This window comes from bacterium 336/3 (assembly GCA_001281695.1).
Lineage (GTDB): Bacteria > Bacteroidota > Bacteroidia > Cytophagales > Thermonemataceae > Raineya.
The window spans coordinates 2,330,884-2,355,028 of sequence record LJIE01000001.1; the positions used below are offsets into that span (position 1 = coordinate 2,330,884).

Genomic DNA, 24,145 nt, shown 5'->3' on the forward strand with positions numbered 1-24,145 from the left:
AAAATATGAAAATTTTATTTGTTGCAATTTCAACATTATTTATTTCTCTACAGGCTTTTTCGCAAGATAGCCTCAAAAAACAAACAGAATATAAAAAAAGCCGATTTTGGCACAATTCCGAGACAGGTTTTTCGGTTGGGAATGCAAATTATTTCTCTAATGGGTTTCATTTTCAGACCATTAACGGTTTTCGGGTGTACAAAAACGCCTATTTAGGTCTTGCAACTGGCTTGGATATGTACAGAGATGCAACGTTATTGCCTGTGTTGCTACATGCTCGTTGGGATTTTTTGCCTGAAAAGCGAATAAGCCCTTATGTTGGAGTTTCAGGGGGTAGAACTTTCGGTTTGACACAAGTGGACAATATATATAGCCTCAAAGGTGGTCTTACAGGAGAAATTTCGACAGGTTTCAAAGTAAATAGAGGTAATGGTTCTGGCTATACTTTTAGCTTGGGTTATCGTTATCAGAAATTTCAAGAAAAATTGAATGTGCTTGGAGAAAGAACCACTGATTATAGTTTAAACAGATTTGTTATCAGAACAGGTTTCTTTTTCTAAATCTGATATTTAAAAACAATTTACTACAAAACTATTTAATATTATGATTTAAATGATAAAAGAGTTCTAAAACTTAGAACTCTTTTATGCTTGTTTTATGTATGTTTATTTAATCTATAATAACTTTTTTTCTGATATTACCCTGATTAGTTTGTATTTCAATTATATACAAACCTTTTGGGGAGCCTTCAAGATGAAGAGATAAATTCTTTTCTTGGAGCATTTCAAATGTATTTAATGGATATCCCAAAGCGTTTCGGACAATCACTTTAGAAACTTCAAAATTTGTTGTTTCTACATGAATAGTTCCTTTAGAAGGGTTAGGGAATACTCTTATAAAATTCTCTAAAGCCTCATTTTCTATATTTGCAACAATAATAGATGCTACATTACTGAAAGGAGAAACTCCAAAATCGTTTCTTGCACGAACACGATAGTAGTAAGTCTGGTTTAAATTGACATCTTCATCCAAGCAATTGGTTGCATTTTCACCTAAAGTAGTCAGATTTTTAAAATTGTTGGTGGGTTCGGTAGATTTTTGAACTTCAAAACGGGTTTCATTATTAGAATTATCAGTCCAATTAAGAATAGCTTTGGCGTTGTTATTTAAACTAGCACTAAGTTGAGTAGGAGCATTTGGAATAGGCAATCCACCAACAGAATAAACAGAAATGGTACTACTTACTTCATTGGATACTACCAATAAAGGAATACCTGTGGGACTATCATTTGCTGAGATAAAAATAAGTCCTTCAGCTCCTAAATCGCCAGCACCTACAGTATTAGGATTTTTACTGTTGATATACTGAACAAATACTGGACTTGCTGGATTTGTTACATTATACACCATAATACCTCCAATTCTCTCTAAAGAAACAAATGCATAAACTTTTCCATTGAGTGTGGCTGTTGCAACACCTTCAGGTTCAGGACCTTTGTTGTCGCTTCTATCTTTTGGTGTATTGTTATCGTGTCCAGCATTGAAAATAGCACCATAAGTAGTATTGCCAGCAATGATACGTTCAAATTGGTCTCCACTATCAAAAACTTTACTCATGCCATTGGCAGTGGGTTGCCAAATGCTATAAGAACGTGACCCATACACATGAATTTCATCAAAATCACCATCACCATCTGTATCACCTGTACGATTAGAAACTTGCAAACGTCCTAAAATAGTATTGTTTTTAAGTAAGGAAGCATTTGGAAATGCTGTGGCATCTAATGTATATGAACCACTACTTACACGAACTTCTTCATTGAAACCAGAGTAAGAGCGAGAATCACCTTCATTGGCTGTAACTAAATAAGTAGTTCCATTCACTACAAAACTTGCAACAGCATCAGGCTGGTACATACCTTTTACAGGGAGATTAGCAATATTGATATCAATACCTTGGTCAGAAGCATCTAAACCATTATTCAGTTGATTATGGTCTGCAAGACCCAAAGGGCGAATAGCTGTAATAGTCTTGGTTGCTATGTCCAAAACAGCAATTGCATTGTTTTCCTGTAACGTAACATAAGCAGTTGCTCCATCAGCCGAAAATGTGATGTACTCTGGTTCTACATCTCTTGATACAGAAGCATTTAAACCATAAATACGAACACCTTGACTGCGTAATGTAGCCACTTGACTATCAAAAGTATTAAAATTGGCAGTTGTTACATTTGTCTGAGATAAATTAGCTATTCCACCCGATATATCAATGATACTCACAGAACCTTCAGGGTCGTTGGTATATGCTGAATTAGGCTCACCTTCGTTGGCTGTAAGCACCAAATTCCCATTTGGGTTAAAAGTAATCATATCAGGCATTGCACCTACAGTTACTTGTTTTTGAAAAACGCCACTGCTATTCATAAATACTACACTGCCATTGGCTTGTGGGTCAGTATTTTCTATAGCCAAAGCTACAATGCCATTTCTTGCAGCTACGCTATTAATGTTACCATAGGCACTAATATCTATTGTTGCAATGGGAGCAATGGCAGAAGGATTGCTCATATCTACAATATTTAGTTTTTTACCTAAAGAATTTGCAATGAACAAACGTTTATTTGAGGCATCATAAGCTGAAATTTCAGCAGAATTTGCAGGATTTGCACTAACATTTAGATAGCTGGATACAAAACTAAGTTGTATTTCATTATTGGCAACAGGAGCAGGGTTATAATCGTTATCATAAATAAGGATTTGTCTTGTGATTGTAGAACCTAAACTAATTCCTGATGAGGGGTTATTAATTGTCAATATGGCTATTTCTGTACCCTCTAAACTTGTATCATTGTTTACCGTAAATGTTACTGTACCTGTTATAGAGCCATTAGGAATGGTAATAACAGCATTGCTTAGAGTGTAATCAGAAGCAGTAATATTTGTACCTGAAATGGCTAAATCAAGCGTTTGGTCGCCTGTTACAGCAGATGATGCTGTGGCAGTAACGGTAATCATAGTAGAGGAAGCTTCTCTGCCTGATACACCACTTACCGAAAGGTTTACAGTTTGGCTAAAGGTTATTTGAGGAGTAAGACTCATCAGAATAAAACCTACAATAAAAATGTTGAATTGTTTGTAAATACGTTTCATGTTGAAAGAATAAATGTCTATTTGTGTTAAAACTGCGTAAAGATATATCAAAGCAATTGTCCTACTCTTGTAAGTTCGATTAAGATTTGATTAAGAAAATATCAATTCTATATAAATAGATGAGATATATTTTTTATTTTTTCTTATTTTTGTTAAAACTTCAACTAATCATAAAATGACTGATAAAATTAAAGAAATGCTTAATGGTTACCATGCCATTATAGAGTTGCCTGTACAATGGGGCGATATGGATTTGGCTAATCATGTAAACAATGTGATGTATGCTCGCTATGCCGAATCTGCAAGGGTTGCTTATTTGGATATATTGGAAAAAGAAGGTTCTGCGGGTTTTGGAACAACTATTGGACCTATTTTAGCAGAAATTAATATACAGTATAAAATGCCCTTAAGATACCCAGATTGGATGTATTTAGGTACAAAAGTGATAACAATGCCTGACGAATGTAGTTATCTGATGGAATCGTTGATTATCAGTAAAAAACATGAAAGAGTAGCTGCCATTGCTGTTGCTAAAATTGTTAGTTACGATTATTCTATTTTCAAAAAAGCTCCAACACCCGAAATTCTCAGGAAAAGAATAGAAGAATTGGAAGGAAAAACCTTTTAAAACCACAAAACCAACTTTTATATGAAAGCTTATTATCTTTTTTTGCTCTTTTTTGTAAATATCTTGTTTACAAGTTCTTTACAAGCTACTCACCTTATGGGTGGAAATTTTCAGATTGGACGTATAGACCCAATAGCAAGAGCATACTGCATCCAATTATATCTTTATAGAGATAAAACAAATCTTGTTGGAAATGGAGCAACAGCTGAGTTAGCTGATGCAGTAGCTATTGATATACGTGGAACAAAAAGTGGCTGGATGGGACAAATAATAGCTCGAATGGTGAATTTAAGGGGTTTAAATGCTGATATACAATTGGGTGTGTATCAGATTAATTACACTTTTGCAAAGAGTGAAGAATGTGATGAAAATATGACAATTTCATTTTCAGAATCTTATTTGAATGGTTGTACAATAAATACTCGAGATCCAGATAGTAAAGATTTTTATATAGAAACTGTTCTCAATTTTGAGGAGGCTGATGTAGTTAATAATTCTGTAACTTATCAAGAAGTATCTGTAATCTATAGTAATTTAGGAGATAAAATTGTTCATACACCCATATTAGAAGATCCAGATAAAGACAGTCTTTCAGTAGCATTAGAATACGAAATGGGATTGGTGAAATATTTAGATTTACAACGATTTACGAAACCTAATGGAACTGTAAAAATTGATGAACAAAATAGATTTATTTGGGATGCACCCAGTTCAATTGGGTGTTATCATGTAGGCTTGAGAGTGGGAGAATGGAGAAAAAACGCTCAAGGAAAATATGTGCAGATAGCCTCTTCGACAAGATATATGCACTTCAAAATCTTCAATGGTGGTAGAATTTATCAGCCTATAAAAGCCTTTACAGGTACATGCTCTCCACCACTAATAGGTGGTAGTGTAAACACAGATTTAATACCCAAAAAGTTTGAGTTGCAAATATACCCCAATCCAAGTGCTGACATAGTTGTTTTTACAACAACAGAGGCTGGAGAGTTGTATGTTTATAATTTAATAGGATATACACTCAAAGAAAAAATAAACATTGAAATTTGTGGAAAAACATATATCAATGTCTGGGATTGGCAAAATGGGGTCTATATTTTCTATTTCAAAAGTAAAACACGAGGCAAAAAAGTATTTCAGAAATTTGTAAAAGTAGGTAGTTAGCAGTCAGTTAGACTTTTCAATGAAGATAATAAGAGTTATTTATTTGATAATCAATATTTTATTGGTAGCATTTTTTTGGAACTTTACCCACAAAGAGATGCTACATTTTTTATTTGGACTTTATCCACTCCAAACAGAACAAAAAACAAAATTCCAAGAACAAATATTTACACCTCAAACATGGTTTTTATTACAAATACTTGTATCTGTCATTATTTTATGTAGCTCATTCATAGTTTTTTATATTTCAAAAAAACGAAAGATAATCTATGTCTTTTTGCAAAATAGTAACACAGAAATAAAAATTCTCTTCAAAAAATTTCAAGAACCATTCTTTAAACTAAATAATGTTCAGAAAAGAAACGCTGTTATATTATTTTGTATTATATTGATTTTCAGTTTATACAAACTTTCTACAAGTATTCTTCATATTGATGAGGCTTTCAGTTATGTTCATTTCTCTTCAAAAGGTTTCTTTGTTTCGGCATTGTATTATCCAAATCCCAATAATCACATATTTTTCAATGAATTAGTAGATTTTTGGGAAGTACTTTGGCAATCAAAGTTTTGGGCTGTGAAAACTCCTTCACTCATAGCGTTTTGTATCATTCAAATTTTGCTATTTCGGTATTTATTAGTTCGTTTCGGATTTGATTTGGCAGTTTTGGGTGTAATTTTCTTTAGTTTTCTTTCGCCTGTTCAGGGTTACTGTGTGAGTGGTAGAGGGTATTTTCTTCAAATGTTAGCTTATTTTATTTGTTTTTGGAGTTTGGAGAGAGGATTGAAAAATATAACAGAAAAAATAATACTTGTAATATTCTCTATATTAGGTTTTTATACTATTCCTACGTTTTTGTATGTATTTGTAGGAATGTGCTTTGTGTTATGGAAGCAACAAGGTTTTAAAATAACTTTTAGGCTTTCAAGCATGATTTTAGGAATTGTTTTTTTGTTGTATTTGCCTGTATATGTGTTAAATGGAAAAGCCAACTTACTTTCAGAAAGCTGGCAACAAGAGGCTCAAAAGCAATTTCAAGAAGGTTTGGGCATGTATTGGCTCGATTTTGCAGATTTTTGGATAGGAATAGAGAATTCATATTGGGGATTTTATTTATTCATTATATTTTGTTTGATAATCACTGTTTTAAGATGGAAAAAAGTAGAAAATAAGGGCTTACAGATACAATTTGTAATTGTGGTAAATGCTATTTTACTCATGCTTTTCCAGCAATGCCTGCTTCCTATACGAATTTGGATGAGTTTTAATTTCTTATGGGTAATTTGGTTTTTGAGTGTTTTGAAAGTTTTTCGTCCATTTTGGCAAAAAATATTTTTAGGAATGCTGATTAGTTTGCAAATTGCAACCCAAATTTATCAGAAAAAGGAACAGGACACTATTTGGGCTTCTTACGAAAGCTTTGAGGAGAATTACCCAAAAATACCCTTTAAATCCAAAGAGCAAATTTTTTCTAACGATTTGGTTTATCAGAACTTACTTTCTTTTTATAACATACAAGATAAAAAAGAGCTAACAATAGATTATAGCCAAAAAAATAAAAAGTACAATTGGCTAATTTTAGATAAAACTTTAAAAATCAATATATTGTTATCTGATTATGAATTGTTTAAAGAAACCAAATATGTAAAAATTTGGAGAAAAATAAAATAGAAAAAAATAATTAATCATTTAGAATTTAGATACTTATGGATAATCCAGTAATTATATTTGGAGCAAAAAATTTAGGAACAGTAGCTTTGGAGATATTTCAGAGTCATAAAATAGATGTATATTGTTTCTTAGATGATGATACGAGCTTACATGGTAAAGAAATTAATGGAATAACGGTATTGGGTAGCACGGATGATGATGGTTTTCTGAAACTTATTGGTAAAAAAACCAATGCTTTTGTTGCCACAGACGATAGCAAACTTCGTAATAGATTGGTAGAAATGCTCAACGAACGCCGAAAAGTAATGCCTACCAATGCAACACATAAAGAAGCTTTTCTTTCTAGTAATCTGGAAATGGGTCATGGGAATCTGATTGATGCTAAGGCAATTTTGAATTCAGGTGTGAAAATTGGAAGTCATAATATCATTCGTTCTGGAGCTATCTTGGACTACAATGTAAAGATAGCCGATTTTGTACAAATTGGGGCAGGGGCTATCATAGGCGATAATGTAGAAATTGAAGAAGGGGCATTTATTGGAGCAGGAGCAACTATTGTTTCGGGTGTGAAAATTGGTAAAAATGCTCGTGTGGGTGCAGGTTCTGTGGTAATTGGCAGTGTAACGAAAAATGAAACAGTATTTGGTAATCCAGCTCAAAAGGTAAAAGGATAAACCTTTAACCTAAATTTATAGAAAAGCCCTCTATATCGTTTTAATGATGTAGAGGGCTTCATTTATAAACTATCTTTTGATATTACATCCCTAAATCTTTTATTTTTTCAATTTTCTTTGTCTTAATTGTTTTTTTTAATCATTTTTAAATAGTTATTAAAAATCCTGATTTTAACAGATTGTATTGACTCAATAGATGATTAGTATAATTCAAAATAATTTAGTAGTTAAAAATACACTTTTAACTACTTCTTTTGGCATATCTTCTTCAGTTATGGGTTTGATTATGCTTAATACACCTGGCTTTGAAGAAAGCCATAGTGATTTAAGAGAAATATGCTTGTTATTGTGTCTTTTTTATATTTCAAACCCTTTATATGTAATTCCTTTATGTCTGTTTTCACTTATATGTTTGTCATCTGGCGATCTAATGATGGCAGTATTTGCCACACATGTAACTCCTTTATTTATTTTATGGTATGTATATAAATGGATAGAAAGAAAGAAAATGTCAAATATCCAGATTGGTTTAGCATGGTGCTTGATAACAGTTATTTACTATATATTATTTTTATATCCAATCCTGATTTTTGTTTATGACTGGGTAGGTTTAAAAGCTAACACAAATTTTATTGAATTATATAATTCTCTGCTTGTAGAAGGAGCATTTGAAATGATTACAACTTCTCTTATTACATCATTATATTTAGTTCAGATTAAGATTCGTAGACATCTTGAACTTACAAATAAAAATCTTGAAAATTTAGTAAGCCAAAGAACACAGGAGTTATTAAATGCTAACAATGAATTATTGGCAATGAATGAAAATTTAGAGGAATTGGTAAAAGAACGTACCAAAAAGATTGATTCACAACTTAATCAGATATTAAAATACGCCCAAATGAATTCACATGAAGTTCGTGGACCTTTGGCTAGAATATTGGGATTGATAACTTTAATTAAAATGGAAACTGATTCTACTGCAAAAGAAGATATACTTAAAAAATTGGATATAGCAACCATAGAGTTAGATACTATTGTTCGAGCAATGAATCGTTTATTGGAACAAGAAATGAATACAGATTAGATCTTAAAAAAAATCTAATCTGTAAAGAAGATAATTTTAATTAAAAGATTACTTCAATTGCACCCATCCACAATAATAGGGATTTACCTTGCTTTCTCCATCCATACCATGTTCTAAACTGTTTTTTAGAGGTTTAGAGCTTGGTAAAAATGCCACAAAAGCCCAACCTTTTTCTTTTGCCAAAACAAGAGCTTTGCTTCCTTTAGGAAATACACCCACTTGGTTGCCTACGATGGTCTTAGTCATCTCAGCACTTATCATTACAGAATGCCCTGCCATGCCTGTATCTTTGATAAGGGGATGGGTTCTAAGAATAGTACTTGATTTGACCGTAAAAGATTCAAATTTATTCAAGAATTTTGAAGGTTTTTTAGTTTGAGAGGCATAATATTGTTTCAAAAAATCTTTCAATACCCAATCATTACCTTTTTTCTCTAAAACTACACTCAAAAGTATCTCAGTTTCTGTGGGTTCAATAATAGTTACCAAATATCGAACTACAATCTGATTTTCTGTCTTTTCAAGTGCTTCAAAACTACCCGAATAATCAAAAACAGATTGCCATTTATTGTCTTTTTTTGCAAATACTTCATAACCAATACTTGGACCGAAATGTACTTGAGGGATACAGATTAAATCAGGTCTTTGGTTTTGGTCAAAATCTAATACCATTGCTTTTTCATTAAAACCTGTATGCTGATAAATGTTTTGATCACTCATAATTTTGTCTATCATGTAAGAGCTTTCACCTTCTCCCATCTCTTTCTTTACTTTCGCTACCCATGCTTCTTTTTCTGTTTTAGGTGTGACTACACCAAGAGCATCAGCTAAATGTTTGTAATTATGCCATCCTGTATAGGAGGGATTAATATTTACACAGATTTGTGTTTTAAATTCATTTACAAGAGCTTCATTTTCAGATGCAGAAAGCTTGGCTTTATACTTTCCCAAAAATTTTTCAATATTGGTGTAATCTTGGTTAGTGGTATCAGATCCATCAAAGCTGAATGTATGAAAGCCAAGAGGTACAAAGTTTTGTGCATAGCCAATGCTTTGCAATAATATCCAAGCCATTAATAATAGTGTTCTTTTTTTCATGGGATAATGGTGTTTAATCTAGTATAACATAAAAAACAAGTATTACTTTGTCAATTGTATCCAACCACAATAATAAGGTTTTGCTTCATTATATTGCTGTGAGTCATATTCAAAAATAATTTTTTCAGGTTTGGAAATTGGTAAAAAAGCTACAAAAGCCCAATCTTTTTCTTTTGCTAAAATGAGAGCCTTACTACCTTTTGGAAATATACCTACTTGGTTACCTATAAGCGTTGGAGTTTTCTCATCAACCACACCTGTATCTTTAACAAAAGTGTGTGTTCTGAGAATCGTTCGAGATTTGGCTATGAAATTTTCAAACTGATTTAGAAATTTTGGTGGCTTTTGGGTTTGAAAGGCATAGTATTGTTCTAAAAAATCTTCTAATACCCAATCATGACCTTTTTTCTTTAAAACTATACTTAAAAATATTTGAGCATTTGAGTTTGCATATCCAACCAAATATCTAATCACAATTTGATTTTCTGTTTTTTTTACTCCTTCAAAGCTACCCGCATAATTGGCAATAGATTGCCAGCGACCATTTTTTTTAGCATAAATCTCATAACCACTGGCTGGACCGAAAAGGTCTTGTGGAATACAAATCACATCAGCCTCTTGGTTTTGGTCAAAATCTACAACCATCGGTTTTTCCAAAAATTGATATGCAGGTGTATGATTCACAATTATTTCGTCAGAGTAATGAAAAACTGTATCATTACTTTCCTTTCTTAATTTTTCATTCCATATTTCTATCTCTTTTTGAGACATCCAAATTCCCCATAACTCAAGTAGCTGTTGGTAATTACGCAAGCCCATATAAGCGGGAGTGGTATTCCAACAAGCCTGATTTTTAAATTCTTTGACAAGAGCCTTTTTTTGAAAATGAGAGAGTTTGGCTTCGTATTTACCCAAAAATCTTTTGATGTTGTTATAATCTTGATAGATAGTATCAGGATAAATAACAGTAGAATGATTGCAAAACCCTAAAGGTACAGAGGTTTGTGCATAGCCAATGCTATACACAAACAGCCATATCCTCCAAAATAGGTTTTTTTTGTGCATAATTATTACGAAACTTTGTTCTTATTAAACCAGTCTTCAATCGAAATGCCTTTCTGTTCATGTTTTACTTTTTCACCAATTTTCTTTTTGGCTTCTTTGATAGATTTGCTGACCAAACTATGCGAAATACTTTCAGATTCTTTAATACCCATTTTTTTGAGAAGTTCTAATATTCTTTCTCCTCCAAAAAGTTTTAAAATAGGGTCATCAAAATCAATATAGCCATACGCTTTGGTTTTGAGGCTAATTTCACCCAATTTGAAAAGTATCTCATCCTCATTTTGATTGAGTGGATAATGCTCTGCAAGCAATACAACGAGGTCTTTACTTGCAAACAACGACTTTATTTTTTCAGCATACTGATGAAATGCACTCTCTGATAAAATATGAATTTGCTTATTATCTTTCAAATCATCAGCAGCTTTAACAAATACATAAGGCTTTTGCCCCAATTTAAATACTTCTTGAAGAGTGTTTTCAGTACGTTCAAAGAAATAAACAATCAAAACAGGCTTTGTCTCTGCATAGTTTTGTGCATCTTGCAACAAACCAGTCAAATGAGCAGAGGTAGTCATCCAAACTTTGTCTTCTAATTTTATAAGGGGAACAGAGGGTTTTTTACTGAAAAATGAGAACATATAATGTAGAGAATAGTTGAAAGTTCATAATAGTCAAATCTATCAAAAAAAACGCCAAAATCATAAAATAAGCCAAGAAAAAAGTATTGTAGGTTGGTAGTTTTTTATTAAATTGCGTTTTCATAGCTTTTTAAGCATTTTATGGCAACACAATCAGCGAAACAGTCTAAAAATATAGAAAATCTTTCTCCCAAAGAGTTTATTGTAATCAAAGGGGCAAAAGCCAACAATCTAAAAAACATAGATGTAGTCATCCCTCGAAATAAATTAGTAGTCATTACAGGTGTTTCAGGCTCAGGGAAATCATCTTTAGCCTTTGATACACTTTTTGCTGAGGGGCAACGCATGTATGTAGAAAGTTTGAGTTCGTATGCAAGACAGTTTTTGGCTCGTATGCAAAAGCCTGAAGTAGAGTATATTAAAGGCATTTCTCCTGCTATTGCTATTGAACAGAAAGTAAGTACGAAAAATCCCCGTTCTACAGTAGGTACAACCACCGAAATTTATGATTACCTCAAACTTTTGTTTGCTCGTATTGGGAAAACGTATTCGCCAGTTTCAGGCAATCAGGTAAAAAAAGATACCGTAGAAAGTGTAGTGGATTTAATTCATACTTTTGCTGAAGGACAAAAAGTATCTGTTTTAAGCCCTCTCAAGCCCAATAAAGATAGAACTCTTGAAACGGAGTTAAAAATATTACTTCAGAAAGGTTATACACGTATTTATAGAAATCAGACGAACAAAGAAAGCGAAATACTTTTTATAGAAGATTTTTTAGAAACCAAAGACAAAGGACTTTCTAAGAAAAAATGGCAAGATTTGTATGTGTTAATTGATAGAGCTACTGTTCAACATGATAGCGAAGACAATCGTTTTCGTTTTGCAGATTCTGTGCAAACAGCTTTTTTTGAAGGTATAGGAGAGTGTATGATTGATTTTATTGGAGTAGAAAAAAAAGTGTTTTCAGATAAATTTGAATTGGATGGAATTATTTTTGAAGAACCCAGTGTGAATTTCTTTAGTTTTAACAATCCTTATGGGGCATGTAAACGTTGTGAGGGTTTTGGAAATGTATTGGGTGTAGATGAAGACTTGGTCATTCCTAACAAAACCCTTTCAATCTATGAAGATGCAGTTGCTCCTTGGAAAACCGAAAAAATGAGTACATGGAAAGAGCAGTTCATCAAAAGGGCTGCTTTGTTTGATTTTCCTATTCATAGAGCCTACAAAGACCTTTCTGAAAAAGAAAAAGACTTTTTGTGGCAAGGAAATAAAGAGATTAAGGGTATCAACAAGTTTTTTGATTACATTGAAGGAGAAGCCCATAAAATACAATACAGAGTACTTCTTTCTCGATATAGAGGACGTACAGTTTGTCCTGATTGTAAAGGAACACGCCTTCGTAAAGATGCTTTTTATGTAAAAGTAGATGACAAATCCATGCAAGATTTGGTATTGATGCCCATTGATGAGCTTGCAGAGTTCTTTAAGAATATTAAACTTTCTGAATTTGACCAAAAAGTTGCCAAGAGAATCTTAAATGAGATAGAAAGCCGTTTGGATTTTATCTTAAAAGTTGGTTTGGGCTATCTAATGCTCAATCGTTTAACCTCTACACTTTCAGGTGGTGAATTTCAACGTATCAAATTAGCAACTTCATTAGGAAGTGCTTTGGTAGGCTCAATGTATATTCTTGATGAACCCAGTATAGGTTTACATCCCAAAGATACTCAACAGCTTATCAAGGTATTAGAGAAACTCAGAGATTTAGGTAATACTGTGATTGTGGTAGAACATGAAGAAGAAATGATGCAAGTAGCTGACCATATCATTGATATTGGCCCTTTTGCTGGTATATTGGGTGGAGAAGTGGTTTTTGAAGGCAATAAAGAAGATTTTGATGTAGAAAAATTCCCCAATTCCCAAACATTGCGTTTCTTGAGTGGAAAAGATAGTATTGAAACACCCAAAATGCGTAGAAAATGGTCAAATAGCATTGAAATTAGAGGAGCAAGAGAAAATAACTTAAAAGATATTGATGTAAAATTCCCTTTAGGAATTTTTACAGTGATTACAGGCGTTTCAGGTTCAGGGAAATCAACGCTTATCAAAAAAATCTTATATCCAGCTTTAGGAAAGTATTTTGATGTGTATAGTGGAGATATTACAGGACGTTATGATGCTTTGGATGGTGCATTGAATTTGGTAACTGGTATAGAATTCATTGATCAAAATCCTATTGGAAAGTCTTCTCGTTCAAATCCTGTTACATATGTAAAGGCTTATGACCATATCAGGGAATTATTTGCTAATCAGCAGCTTTCAAAAAGTAGAGGCTACAAAGCAGGTATATTTTCTTTTAATATCGAAGGTGGTAGATGTGAAGTGTGTCAGGGAGAGGGTGAAGTCAAAATTGAAATGCAATTTATGGCTGATTTGTATTTGCCATGTGAGAGCTGTAAAGGAAAAAGATTCAAAGAAACTGTTTTGGAAGTAGAATATAAGAATAAAAATATTTATGATATTCTAAACCTCACAGTTGATGAAGCCATTACATTTTTTGCACAAGAACCTAAAATTTTAGATAAACTCCAGCCATTGCAGGAAGTAGGCTTGGGTTATGTGAAATTGGGACAATCTTCCAATACTCTTTCAGGTGGGGAGGCTCAAAGAATAAAATTGGCTTGCTTTTTGGACAAGAATCTATCAAAACAAGGTAAAAAGATTTTTATTTTTGATGAACCAACCACAGGATTACATTTTTTAGATATTAAAAAATTATTAAAATCTTTGAATGCCTTAATAGAACAAGGAAATACAGTTATTGTGATTGAACATAATTTAGAAGTCATTAAAACAGCCGATTGGGTGATAGATTTAGGACCAGAAGGAGGAATAAATGGGGGAGAAGTTTGTTTTGAAGGTACTCCAGAAGATTTAATCAATCAAAAAAATAATTATACTGCGAAGTTTTTGAAGTTACATTTATGAAAAGAGTCAAGAAATTAGATACAAGAATCAAGACTTGATTTTATCATTTAGCATTCACCATTTAGCATTTAACTTTATGTTTCGTCATTTTTTGATTGTATTTATATACGGTATATTAGGGTCTTGGCTATTTTTTTCATGTAAATCTAAAAATGAGCTATTTACAGATAATCCTGATGCTCTTCAGTTTTCGGAAGATGCTATTGTATTTGATACAGTGCTGGCAAGTATCCCAACAGCTACCAAACGCCTGAGAGTGTATAATCCCAATAAAAGAGCTGTTAAAATTAAAAGAGTGTATATTGGTAGCCAAAGCGATAAAGAATACACAGTTTTATTAAATGGTGAAAAAAATACACAATTTTCGGATATTGAGTTATTAGGTGGAGATAGCTTGCTGATAATCGTTTCTGCTAATATCGAAAATCGAAACCAAAATGAGATTTATCAGGCATATGATTCTTTGATGTTTGAACTTTCAAATCGAGAGCAAAATGTGAAATTACTGACTTGGGCTGATAACGTTCGTGTTATATCAGGGCAGATTTCTTGTGGAACGGTTTGGGATAGTCAAAGACCTTATTTACTAAAAGGAGAGGTAAAAGTGCCAACGGGTTGTAATCTAACCATCGAAAAAGGTACAAGAGTATATGCTTTCAATGATGCCAAAATAGAAGTTTTTGGTTCGTTAAATGTAAAGGGTAGCCCCGACACAATAGTTCAATTTAAATATTTTAGACAAGAAACTGCCCTTAAAAATGTATTGGGAGCTTGGGAGGGCATTCGATTCAGAAAAACAAGCATAGGTAATACCATTCGTTTTGCTGAAATTGAAAATGCTAAAGTGGGTATTTTTGTAGATACTTCAGAAGTGCTTTTAGAAAGTTCAAAAATTCAGAATATGTCTGAGGTGGGGCTTGTAGGACTCAAATCAAAGGTTTTACTTCGGAATACACTTATCAATAACTGTTTACTCAGGCTTTTGCAAGCAACCAATGGTGGTGAATACGAAATAGTACACTGTACCTTAGCCAATTTTGAGTTTTTCTTCAATAGACAAGATGAGGCTGGTAGTGTTTTTATCAATCAGCAAGGAGCAAACACAATGACAATCAGGTTGTTTAATAATATTTTTTGGGGAAATTTGAAAGATGAAATAGTTTTTTCAGGAGAAGCACTCGATTTGTCAGCAGCTAATAATATTTTTAGAACACAAGTTTATAAAGATGTTCTCAATACGAATCAAAACTTAATTAATCTTACAAATCAGCGAACAGACTCATTGTTTAAAAATCCAAGATTATTTAGATATGAATTACCCTCTATATCACCAGCAATAAATAAAGGTGTTGGCACATCTATTACTACAGATATTTTAGGAAAACTAAGAACATTACCTCCAGATTTAGGAGCTTATGAATATCGTTAGAAAATAATCGAAAAAATTAAAAATAGGAAAAAAACTTACTTTGTTAAAAAGGACTGAATTTGCATAAACTCTAAAAAAGTATATTTTTACAAAAAATAAAGCTTATGCAAGCTGTTGGATACAGATACATCATACTAATTATTATATTATTTTTTAAACTATTTTCCTCCAAAGCACAAACGGAATCTTGGGAAGTCTTGGAAGAGAAATGGAATACGGCGTTGTTTAATTCAACAGAAAAACTAGAATTAAGCATAGCTTTGAGCCAAGAACTTGCTGATGATCAAATAGAAAAATCCATATTTTATGCTCAAGAAGCTCTCAAAATTATAGAAAAGAATAACGATATTTCTAAGAAACTTAAAGGAGATGTCTATCTTGTGCTTTCAGAAATTTATGCAAGAAAACGTTACGAAAAAGAAGCAACCACTTATTTAGAAAAATCGAAAAATTATACAGATACTACATCATCCAAATTTATTTATCACCAAACACTTATTCAGGGTCTCTTTATAAGTCCTTTACAAGCATCCAAAACATTAGAAAAGCATTTATCTAAAAATCAACCTATAAATCTGGAACTTGGGTTTATTTATCTAGAATATGCAATCAATCAGTTACGTCAAAAAAATTATAATAAATCTGTTGAGTTTATAGAAAAAGCCGAAAAAATCTTTATTAAATTCAATAAAATCAAATATTTAGCTCGTTGCTATAATAACAAAGGCTTAATATATAAAAACATGCATTTATATGTATTAAGCATCGAAAATTATATCAAGGCTGTTAAACTATATAAAAGTATCAATTCTGAGAATCGTAACTTGTCTATTACATATCTCAATTTAGGTAATATTTATATTATTCGTCCCCAAGATACTTTTTACCGTAAAAGTGCAAAAGAAGCTTATATCAAAAGTTTAGAAATAGCTGAAAAAATTAAGGATACAGCCCAAATAATTAGTGTATATGAACGTTTGGGCTCTCTAGCACTATTAAGTAAAAATATTCCAGTAGCTACTACATACTTTTCAAAAGGTTTTGATTTAGCAAAAAAGATAAAATCCATTCACTTTCAAAATTTCTTAAATATACGATTAGCCAAAGCTCATTTTGATAGTGAAGATGCTCTAAAAGCAGAGAGTATTTTGATTGAAGTAATAGCGAACACCCAAAATAAAGGTGATATAGGAATGTTTATTGATGCCGTATCTGTTTTGGCCAATATTTATCAAAAGATGGGGGAATATCAAAAATCTATCAATATTTTGAATAAAGGGATAGAAATTGCTATAAAAAATGATTTGAAACTCTTTCTTATGGGGTTTTATAATATACAAGCTACTAATTTTATAAAACTGAATCGTTTGAATGAAGCAGAGAAGAGTCTGCAAAATATTGAAAACCTCAGAGATCTGACAGATGAAAATATATTGCAGACACTCTACCAAAATCATAAACAAATCGACTCAGCTAGAGGTAATTACTTACAGGCTTTAGAATGGAATAATAAATACATCAGATTGACAGACTCTCTCAATTATACAGAACGTCTGAGAGGATTTGCAGAACTCCAACAAAAATTTGAGTTAGAAGAAAAAGAATTAGCATTCCAAAAACTCAAAAACCAAAATGAGCAAGAAATAGCCAATAACAAACGTAATCAGAACTTTATTGTGATTTTAGTGTTTGCTTTCTTGATAGCAACTTCTTTAGGAGTAGTATTGTGGTTCAATCGAAAAAAACTCAAAGAAAAAAACAGCAAGATTCTCGCACAAGAAAAAGATCTACTTAACTTTTCGGATAAGTTAGCTATTGCTAATGAAGAACTCATTAGAAAACACGAATTTGATAATACTTTACTTACAATTATCTCACATGATTTGAAAGGACCAATTCAATCTGTAAAGACACTCTTGGAAATGATGCAAAGTGGGGCATTTCAAGCAGAAAATTATCAGAACTTGCTTAGTTTGGCAACAGTTTCTTTGAACTCATCAAGTTCTTTGCTTGAAAATATACTTTTTTGGGCAAAATCATACCAAAATGATTTTCAGATGAAAAATAAAGAAATTCATCTTAGAAACTTATGTGACAGGACTATTGACTTGCTTGCTCTCCAAGCAGAACAAAAAAACATTATGCTTGAAAACCAAATTCCTGATGATTTAGTATGTTATATTGATGAAGATACTTTAAGTCTTACTATCAGAAATTTGATAGCCAATGCTATTAAGTTTACGTTGTATGGTAAAGTAACAATAGATGCTTATTATAATGAAAATTATTGCTGCATTTCAGTTGCAGATACAGGTATAGGCATTGCTCCTACAAATTTAGAAAAAATATTCTCTAGAAAATATTACACCAAGGGGACTAACAAAGAAAAAGGTACAGGTTTAGGTTTGATGTTGTGTAAAGAGTTTGTGGAAAGAAATAAAGGCTCTATTAGTGTAAAAAGTACAATAGGACAAGGAAGTATATTTACTATCCAACTTCCTATCCCTCATATTAAAGATAGAAAGTTGGAAATACATTCTTTAAAATGATTTACATAGAAAAGAACCATTGAGCAAGGTGGTTTTATTGTAGTTAAAAGTCTTACCATACTCATCTAAAACTACTCCACCAGCTTCTTCTACCAAAATTTGTCCTGCTGCTGTGTCCCATTCCATTGTTGGGTTGAACCTATAATAGAAATCGGCTTTGCCTTCTGCTAACAAACAGAATTTCAAGGCACTTCCCATTGCTATGGTTTGTTTGATTTTATATTTTTCGAGCATTTTTTTATCTTCAGAAGCTAAATGTGAACGACTAATAGCTGCCACCAAATCTTTTTGAGATACATTTTTTCTTACTTGTATTTTTTGTGTAAGCTTCTCTCTCTTAAAAGCTCCTTTACCTTTTTCTGCCCAATAAACATTGTCTAAGGCAGGAGCCTGAATAATGCCTAAGATAGGTGTTGAGTCTTGTATAAGAGCTAAGTTAATGGTGAATTGACCATTTTTGTCAATAAACTCTTTGGTGCCATCCAAAGGGTCTAAAAGCCAAAAATATTTCCACTTTTTACGAGTACTGTAATCAGGGATATCATCTTCTTCAGAAATAATAGGTATTTTTGGAGTATGTTCTTCCAAAAACTCTTTAATGATTTGGTGTGATATTTGGTCGGCTTGTGTGAGAGGTGAGTTATCTGCCTTTTGAGTTATTTGAAAATCTTGATTGTAAATATTCATGATTTCTTGGCTGGCTTGCCTCATGGTTTCTAAAATAGTGTCTAAATTGTACATAAGCATTTTGTAACACAATAAATGTGGTTTTATGATAAAAATGAGCTAGATTTGCCTAAATTTATACCAATAATTTTGTAAAATCATATATGTTGGAAAAAAATCATCAAATTACTCCTTGGAGAGTTGTTGCTTTTGTTGTGTATGTGTCTGTTTTTTTGGGTATTTATGCAGGAACAAACTATTATCTTACAAATCAAAAAATCTTGAATAAAGAAGGGGTTTTATATTTTGCAGATTCTACATACTCTCTTAAAATACCCAATTGGCTTAAAAATAACAGAGAAGAAAAAAAAGAAAAACAAACAGATATTCGTAAAATTCGCCAGCAATTTGGTAAAAATGCTCAAAATAATACAAGCTCACAAGAAAAAGCAAATACTACATCTTTAAAATCAAACACCACTGATAGCCTTCCATCTGAAAAAGAAGCTGATAGCATAGCCCTTCAAATCCGTATTCAATATCCAGATGAGAGTAAACAGGCGTTGGCTAACTTTTTTCAAACATTACAAACTTTAGAGTCAAACCAAAGCAATGAATTGTTTAGAGTATTTCATTATGGAGATTCGCAATTAGAAGGTGATAGAATGACATCTATCTTACGTTCACAATTTCAGGAGCGTTTTGGAGGTTGTGGGGCTGGTATCAATGGAATGAACAACAATACCAATGCAAAACTATCTGTTAAACAAGAAAATGATTCTCGTTGGAAAACATTTTCTGTTTTTGGCAACATCATAGCTCCACATAATTATTTTGGAGCATTAGCCAATTTTTATCAGTTTGCTGACACAGCAGGTTATGTCATTTATAAAAAATCGGATAGAACACATTATAAAAATCAGAAAATAGAAAACATTAAAATTCTTTACAGAAATCCCAATGCACCTGTTCAACTCAAAATCTTTGAAAAAGAAAATCTGATAGCCCAAAAGGAACTGTTACCAAGCCGAAATTTTACCATAGAACAAATTGAAACACCCAACAATTTTGAGGAAATGAAAATTTCATTCAATAGTCGTAAAAGTCCTGATATTTATGGAGTTGCCTTGGATTGCCAAAAGGGAATTACATTTGATAACATTCCTATTAGAGGTAGTGCAGGACTTGAGTTTCATAAAATTGAATCTAATCATCTCCAAAAACAAGCCAGAGATTTAAAAATCCGATTTGTAATCTTGCAATTTGGAGTCAATGTAGGGCTCAATTCTTCAGACTATAACTTCTATGAAAATCAATTTTATAAAGAGATTATGTATCTGAAAAAAGCTATGCCACAGGCTTCTTTTTTGGTGATAGGTACATCAGATAGGTCTTACAAAAAAGAAAATGGATATGCTTCATACCCAGGGATTATCAAACTCAGAGACGCTCAAAAAAGAGCTGCTTTTCGGGCAGGTTGTGCCTTTTGGGATTTGTATGAGGCCATGGGTGGGCGAAACTCAATGCCTACTTGGGTAAAAGAAGGGCTTGCAGGTAAGGATTACACTCATTTTAAAATAGAAGGAGCAAATTTGGTTGGAAACATGCTATATCAGGCTCTAATTAAAGAATATGAAGCTTTTAAATTAGTAAATTAAGACTTAAATAATTAAAAACGAGAAAGAATAAAGAAAGAGTAAAAGCCATAAATACTCTTTTATTCAAAAATATTTGGTATTTTGCCAAAAAATTACTTGTTTGCCTCCAAAATCGTTAGAACTCCAAAAAATTACAAATATGATAGAACTGAAAATGACAGAAGGAATGGCTTATGCTTTCTTCATTAGTTTATTTGCTGTATCTTTTGCTATTGGCTTTTGGTTACAAAACCACGAAAAAAAGCGTAACAAACAAGGCAACTAAGATTTTATGAAAGGGGCTTTTAGCCCTTTTTTATTTTCCAAATAAACTTCTGAAAAGAAGAACATAAAAAATAATTTCAAAATTTAAGAAAAGTATATCAAGTTTTTACAGAATATTTTGTATTTACTTCCAAATTTTCATATCTTTGCACCTCGAAAATTAACAAGCTATGGCTCTCAAAGACATTATTAACGAAGACATCAAAGACGCAATGAAAAGTAAAAACCAGTCGGCTCTTACTGCACTACGTGAGTTAAAATCTATGATTTTACTTGAAGAAACAAAAGAAGGTGGCAATGGAGTTCTTTCTGAAGCTGAGGAAATGGCAATTATTACCAAAGCTATCAAACAACGTAAGGAATCTTACGAAATGTTCCATACACAAGGCAGAGCTGAACAAGCTGCTGAACAACAAGCTGTTATAGCGATTATGGAAAAATATTTGCCTAAACAATTGAGTGCAGAAGAAGCAGAAGCTAAAATTAAAGCCATTATTGCAAGTGTAGGAGCAACTTCTGTAAAAGATATGGGAAAAGTAATGGGACAAGCTACCAAAGAATTGGCTGGACAAGTAGATAACAAACTCGTTTCTGAACTTGTAAAAAAGCTTTTGGCATAATAAAAATTTTAATAAGATTACAAAACCTTCTAACAAAGTCTGTTAGAAGGTTTTTCTTTGAAATAGACAAATGAAGTAATAAACTTGTATCATGTTCTATTAAATCAATGCTACTGAAATAGTAGGAGGTTTCATCAAATGGTTCTTATAACTCACAAGTTAAAATCTATTATTCATAAAGTCTTCGTATTTTACTAAATAAATAAGGAACATCTTTATTTGCAATTTAACTAAATTTAGAAGTTATGAAAAATTACAAATATTCGTTTCTTGTTTTTAATTTTGTGATAATATTAACTACTGCTTGTTCAGAAAAAAAAGATGATTGTACAAAATGTGCTAAAATGTTAGACCCTCTTTTGCAAAAAGATTTAACAATAACACCTGATGAATTCTTCTATTATGAAGCAGATATACATGGTTCTGTGGGTATTGGTGTGGAATATGAAATAGGAGATACCAATGTTGTTGCATTTGATCATGATGAAATTCGCTACAAAAACAAAGGAAAAATAGAACCTGGAGGTGATAAAGCCACTAAAACTTTTGCTTTTAGAGCTAAGAAGTTAGGAGAAACTACACTAACTATTAAAGAAACCTTTAGAGGAGATGTAAAAAAAACTTATACCAACAAAATTATTGTAAAACGCTAGATTAACTTAGTCAATATTTAATGTTCAAAAAAACTATAATCATGAAAAACATTATAATTATAGCCTTTTGTATAGTTGCAAACTTCTCCAATGCTCAAAACCTAATTCCTGAGCAAAATAAAAAAGGCTTATTTGGCTATAAAAAAACTAATTCTAAAGATTGGATTATCAAACCGACTTTCCAACAAGCAAAGAAATTTGGAGAAAGTGGTTTGGATACTTCATTTGCCCTTGCCAAACAGAAAAATCTATGGGGAATAATCAATAAAAAAGGAGAATGGGCATTGAAGCCTACTTACGATGATTTCAACAAGATTGTTCATTTGAAAGAAATGAAAAGCATTATATTTTATAATTATAATCCATTTTATGCAGACTTATTTTTAGTAGAAAATCAAAAAATTATTGAAACGCCTCTAAAAAAATGTAAATATCTAGATATATTTGAGCAATATGATGTATATATTTTTAAAGAAAGAAATGACGAATTTTATTTCTTTAAACCAGACAAACAGATAATAGGAGGATATGATACCTATTTTAATGGAGGGAATTTTGCAATAGGCAAGAAAAATGGTCGCTATGAATGGATTGATTTAGAGATGCTTACAATTCATCCTATAGGAGCATTTGACAATTTTAAATACATAGTAAATGACATCTTAATAACCCAAAACGGTAAAAAAGGTATTTTGTCAGATCAGGATAACATACAAATTCCTATAGAATATGATGAAATTACATTAGAAAATAAAAGTGATGAAGAAGGAAATGAGGATATTTTCTTTGTTACAAAAAATAATTTGAAAGGCATATTTTTAAAGGATAGTAGTGTATATTCAGCTTTATTGAAAACAGAGTATAGTAAAATCGAAAAAATATCTCCAAACAGTTCTATCTATTTCTTAGAAAAAAATGGTAAAAAAGGACTTTTCAGTATGAAAAATAAGAGGATGCTTCTTACTCCAGATTATGAAAATATACAAATATTGGAATGTAAAAACTTTAATCAATTTTTATGCTTTACCACAAAAGACAATAAGAAGGAATTATATGATGTTAATAGACAAAAAGTAATCGCATCAGATATAGATAGTGTATTTTGTTTGAGTGTAGACTGGAAAAAAGAATTAATAATATTGCAGAAAGATAAAAAGTATGCTGTTCTGAAAAATGTGATAGATGGAAAAACTACTGATTTTTTTGATAAAATAAATATAGAGAAGCCTAAAAAGCGAAGACAAGATGGTCCCAAATATTATCGTAATGAAGTAGTTGTATATAAAACAGGTATGAAGCAATATATGAATCCTGAAACCTTTTTATATTCCTCTAAACCTTTTTCAATAATAGATGAAATAGGGTCACCAGAAGAACCAATTGAATTAATTGATCAGGTAAAGGCATGGTACGAAGAGTATGAAGTGAAAGAACTAGCTCAATACGAAGGAGGTATGATAGCATTTAGAAAGGCTATTCAAGATAAATTAATATATCCTCAAAACATGAGAGAAAGACATATAGAGGGGAAAGTAGTTTTACAATTTATAATTAACGAGCAAGGATATATGTTGTATGTAAAGACTTTGAGAGATATAGGATATGATAGTGGGAAAGCAGCTGAAGCAGCTCTTAAAAGAATGAATGAAGTAAAACGCTGGACACCAGCTAAAAATGCATACGGACAACCCGTTCGTGTTCGTAAAACAATAATAGTAAGATTTAAACTTTAAAAATGAATTTTTTTGTGAAAAATATTTTAACCATCATTTTTTGTTTATTTACAAATGTCTTAGGGGCTCAAAATTTAATACCTCAACAAGACAAAGAAGATTTATTTGGCTACAAAAAAACCAATTCCAAACGCTGGGTAATAAAACCTAAGCTCCAAGAAGCCAAACGCTTTGGTGAAATGGGTTTGGATAGCTCCCTTGCTTTTGCCAAACAAAATAATCTTTGGGGCGTGATTGATAAAAAAGGTAAATGGACGCTTGAACCCATTTATGACAGCCTTTACACCGAACTAAATTTTGCGACAGCTTTTAATAAAAAAACAAAAAATAGTGCTTTTTTGGATAAAAATGGAGTAAAACAAAGCCTTGATTTTGTAGACTTTTTGTCTTTGGATGAGAAAAGTTTTTA

At 31.9% G+C, this 24,145-nt stretch carries 18 protein-coding genes and 1 pseudogene; 14 read left to right on the plus strand and 5 right to left on the minus strand.

Translation table 11 applies throughout. The features are described 5' to 3' along the window. Positions 1 to 5: 5 nt before the first annotated feature. Positions 6 to 560 (plus strand): hypothetical protein, encoded by a 555-nt coding sequence (locus AD998_10835; protein ID KOY86573.1) that lies wholly within the window; start codon positions 6 to 8, stop codon positions 558 to 560. 655 nt (positions 561 to 1,215) lie between these two features. On the opposite strand, the pseudogene AD998_10840 reads toward AD998_10835, so the two are convergent. Continuing rightward, positions 1,216 to 2,769, minus strand: a pseudogene (locus AD998_10840) (alkaline phosphatase). Positions 2,770 to 3,325: 556 nt separating this feature from the next. Between AD998_10840 and AD998_10845 the strand changes: the two are divergent. The 5 genes from AD998_10845 (at position 3,326) to AD998_10865 (ending at position 8,372) form a co-directional block, all read left to right on the plus strand. Further along, positions 3,326 to 3,778, plus strand: a complete 453-nt coding sequence (locus AD998_10845) for a hypothetical protein (protein KOY86574.1) — start codon at positions 3,326 to 3,328, stop codon at positions 3,776 to 3,778. A gap of 21 nt (positions 3,779 to 3,799) precedes the next feature. After that, positions 3,800 to 4,942 (plus strand): hypothetical protein, encoded by a 1,143-nt coding sequence (locus tag AD998_10850; protein ID KOY86575.1) that lies wholly within the window; start codon positions 3,800 to 3,802, stop codon positions 4,940 to 4,942. A gap of 19 nt (positions 4,943 to 4,961) precedes the next feature. Next, the gene (locus AD998_10855; protein ID KOY86576.1) at positions 4,962 to 6,611 is read left to right on the plus strand and encodes a hypothetical protein; all 1,650 of its coding nucleotides are present in this window, start codon (positions 4,962 to 4,964) and stop codon (positions 6,609 to 6,611) included. Positions 6,612 to 6,646: 35 nt separating this feature from the next. Then, positions 6,647 to 7,285, plus strand: coding sequence for an acetyltransferase (locus AD998_10860; GenBank protein KOY86577.1), 639 nt, complete (start codon positions 6,647 to 6,649; stop codon positions 7,283 to 7,285). Between the two features lie 196 nt (positions 7,286 to 7,481). Beyond that, complete coding sequence (locus tag AD998_10865; GenBank protein ID KOY86578.1) at positions 7,482 to 8,372, plus strand: hypothetical protein; 891 nt, start codon at positions 7,482 to 7,484, stop codon at positions 8,370 to 8,372. 48 nt (positions 8,373 to 8,420) lie between these two features. Here the strand turns inward: AD998_10865 and AD998_10870 are convergent, their stop codons facing one another. The 3 genes from AD998_10870 to AD998_10880 form a co-directional block, all read right to left on the minus strand. Next, positions 8,421 to 9,446 (minus strand): hypothetical protein, encoded by a 1,026-nt coding sequence (locus AD998_10870; protein ID KOY86579.1) that lies wholly within the window; start codon positions 9,444 to 9,446, stop codon positions 8,421 to 8,423. A 66-nt stretch (positions 9,447 to 9,512) separates the two neighbouring features. Next, positions 9,513 to 10,535, minus strand: coding sequence for a hypothetical protein (locus tag AD998_10875; protein KOY86580.1), 1,023 nt, complete (start codon positions 10,533 to 10,535; stop codon positions 9,513 to 9,515). Between the two features lie 5 nt (positions 10,536 to 10,540). Then, complete coding sequence (locus AD998_10880; GenBank protein KOY86581.1) at positions 10,541 to 11,173, minus strand: hypothetical protein; 633 nt, start codon at positions 11,171 to 11,173, stop codon at positions 10,541 to 10,543. A 141-nt stretch (positions 11,174 to 11,314) separates the two neighbouring features. Between AD998_10880 and AD998_10885 the strand changes: the two genes are divergently transcribed. The 3 genes from AD998_10885 (at position 11,315) to AD998_10895 (ending at position 18,142) form a co-directional block, all read left to right on the plus strand. Beyond that, positions 11,315 to 14,164, plus strand: a complete 2,850-nt coding sequence (locus tag AD998_10885) for an excinuclease ABC subunit A (protein KOY86582.1) — start codon at positions 11,315 to 11,317, stop codon at positions 14,162 to 14,164. A gap of 76 nt (positions 14,165 to 14,240) precedes the next feature. Beyond that, entirely contained in the window at positions 14,241 to 15,593 is a 1,353-nt protein-coding gene (locus AD998_10890) for a hypothetical protein (GenBank protein ID KOY86583.1), read from the plus strand. A 104-nt stretch (positions 15,594 to 15,697) separates the two neighbouring features. Next, complete coding sequence (locus AD998_10895; GenBank protein ID KOY86584.1) at positions 15,698 to 18,142, plus strand: hypothetical protein; 2,445 nt, start codon at positions 15,698 to 15,700, stop codon at positions 18,140 to 18,142. On the opposite strand, the gene AD998_10900 is transcribed toward AD998_10895, so the two are convergent. Then, a complete protein-coding gene (locus tag AD998_10900; GenBank protein ID KOY86585.1) occupies positions 18,134 to 18,889 on the minus strand; it encodes a hypothetical protein in 756 nt (251 codons plus the stop codon). The two genes, AD998_10895 and AD998_10900, sit on opposite strands and share 9 nt — an antisense overlap. An 83-nt stretch (positions 18,890 to 18,972) precedes the next feature. On the opposite strand from AD998_10900, the gene AD998_10905 reads away from it, so the two are divergent. The 5 genes from AD998_10905 to AD998_10925 all read left to right on the plus strand — a co-directional run bounded on the left by AD998_10905 (position 18,973) and on the right by AD998_10925 (position 23,736). Then, positions 18,973 to 20,466 (plus strand): hypothetical protein, encoded by a 1,494-nt coding sequence (locus AD998_10905; protein KOY86586.1) that lies wholly within the window; start codon positions 18,973 to 18,975, stop codon positions 20,464 to 20,466. A 73-nt stretch (positions 20,467 to 20,539) separates the two neighbouring features. Beyond that, positions 20,540 to 20,731, plus strand: coding sequence for a hypothetical protein (locus AD998_10910; protein KOY86587.1), 192 nt, complete (start codon positions 20,540 to 20,542; stop codon positions 20,729 to 20,731). 169 nt (positions 20,732 to 20,900) lie between these two features. Further along, on the plus strand, positions 20,901 to 21,350 hold the full coding sequence (locus tag AD998_10915; GenBank protein KOY86588.1) for a glutamyl-tRNA amidotransferase: 450 nt from the start codon (positions 20,901 to 20,903) through the stop codon (positions 21,348 to 21,350). A gap of 359 nt (positions 21,351 to 21,709) precedes the next feature. Beyond that, a complete protein-coding gene (locus AD998_10920; GenBank protein ID KOY88155.1) occupies positions 21,710 to 22,003 on the plus strand; it encodes a hypothetical protein in 294 nt (97 codons plus the stop codon). Between the two features lie 41 nt (positions 22,004 to 22,044). Further along, the gene (locus tag AD998_10925; protein ID KOY86589.1) at positions 22,045 to 23,736 is read left to right on the plus strand and encodes a hypothetical protein; all 1,692 of its coding nucleotides are present in this window, start codon (positions 22,045 to 22,047) and stop codon (positions 23,734 to 23,736) included. Positions 23,737 to 24,145 lie beyond the last annotated feature (409 nt).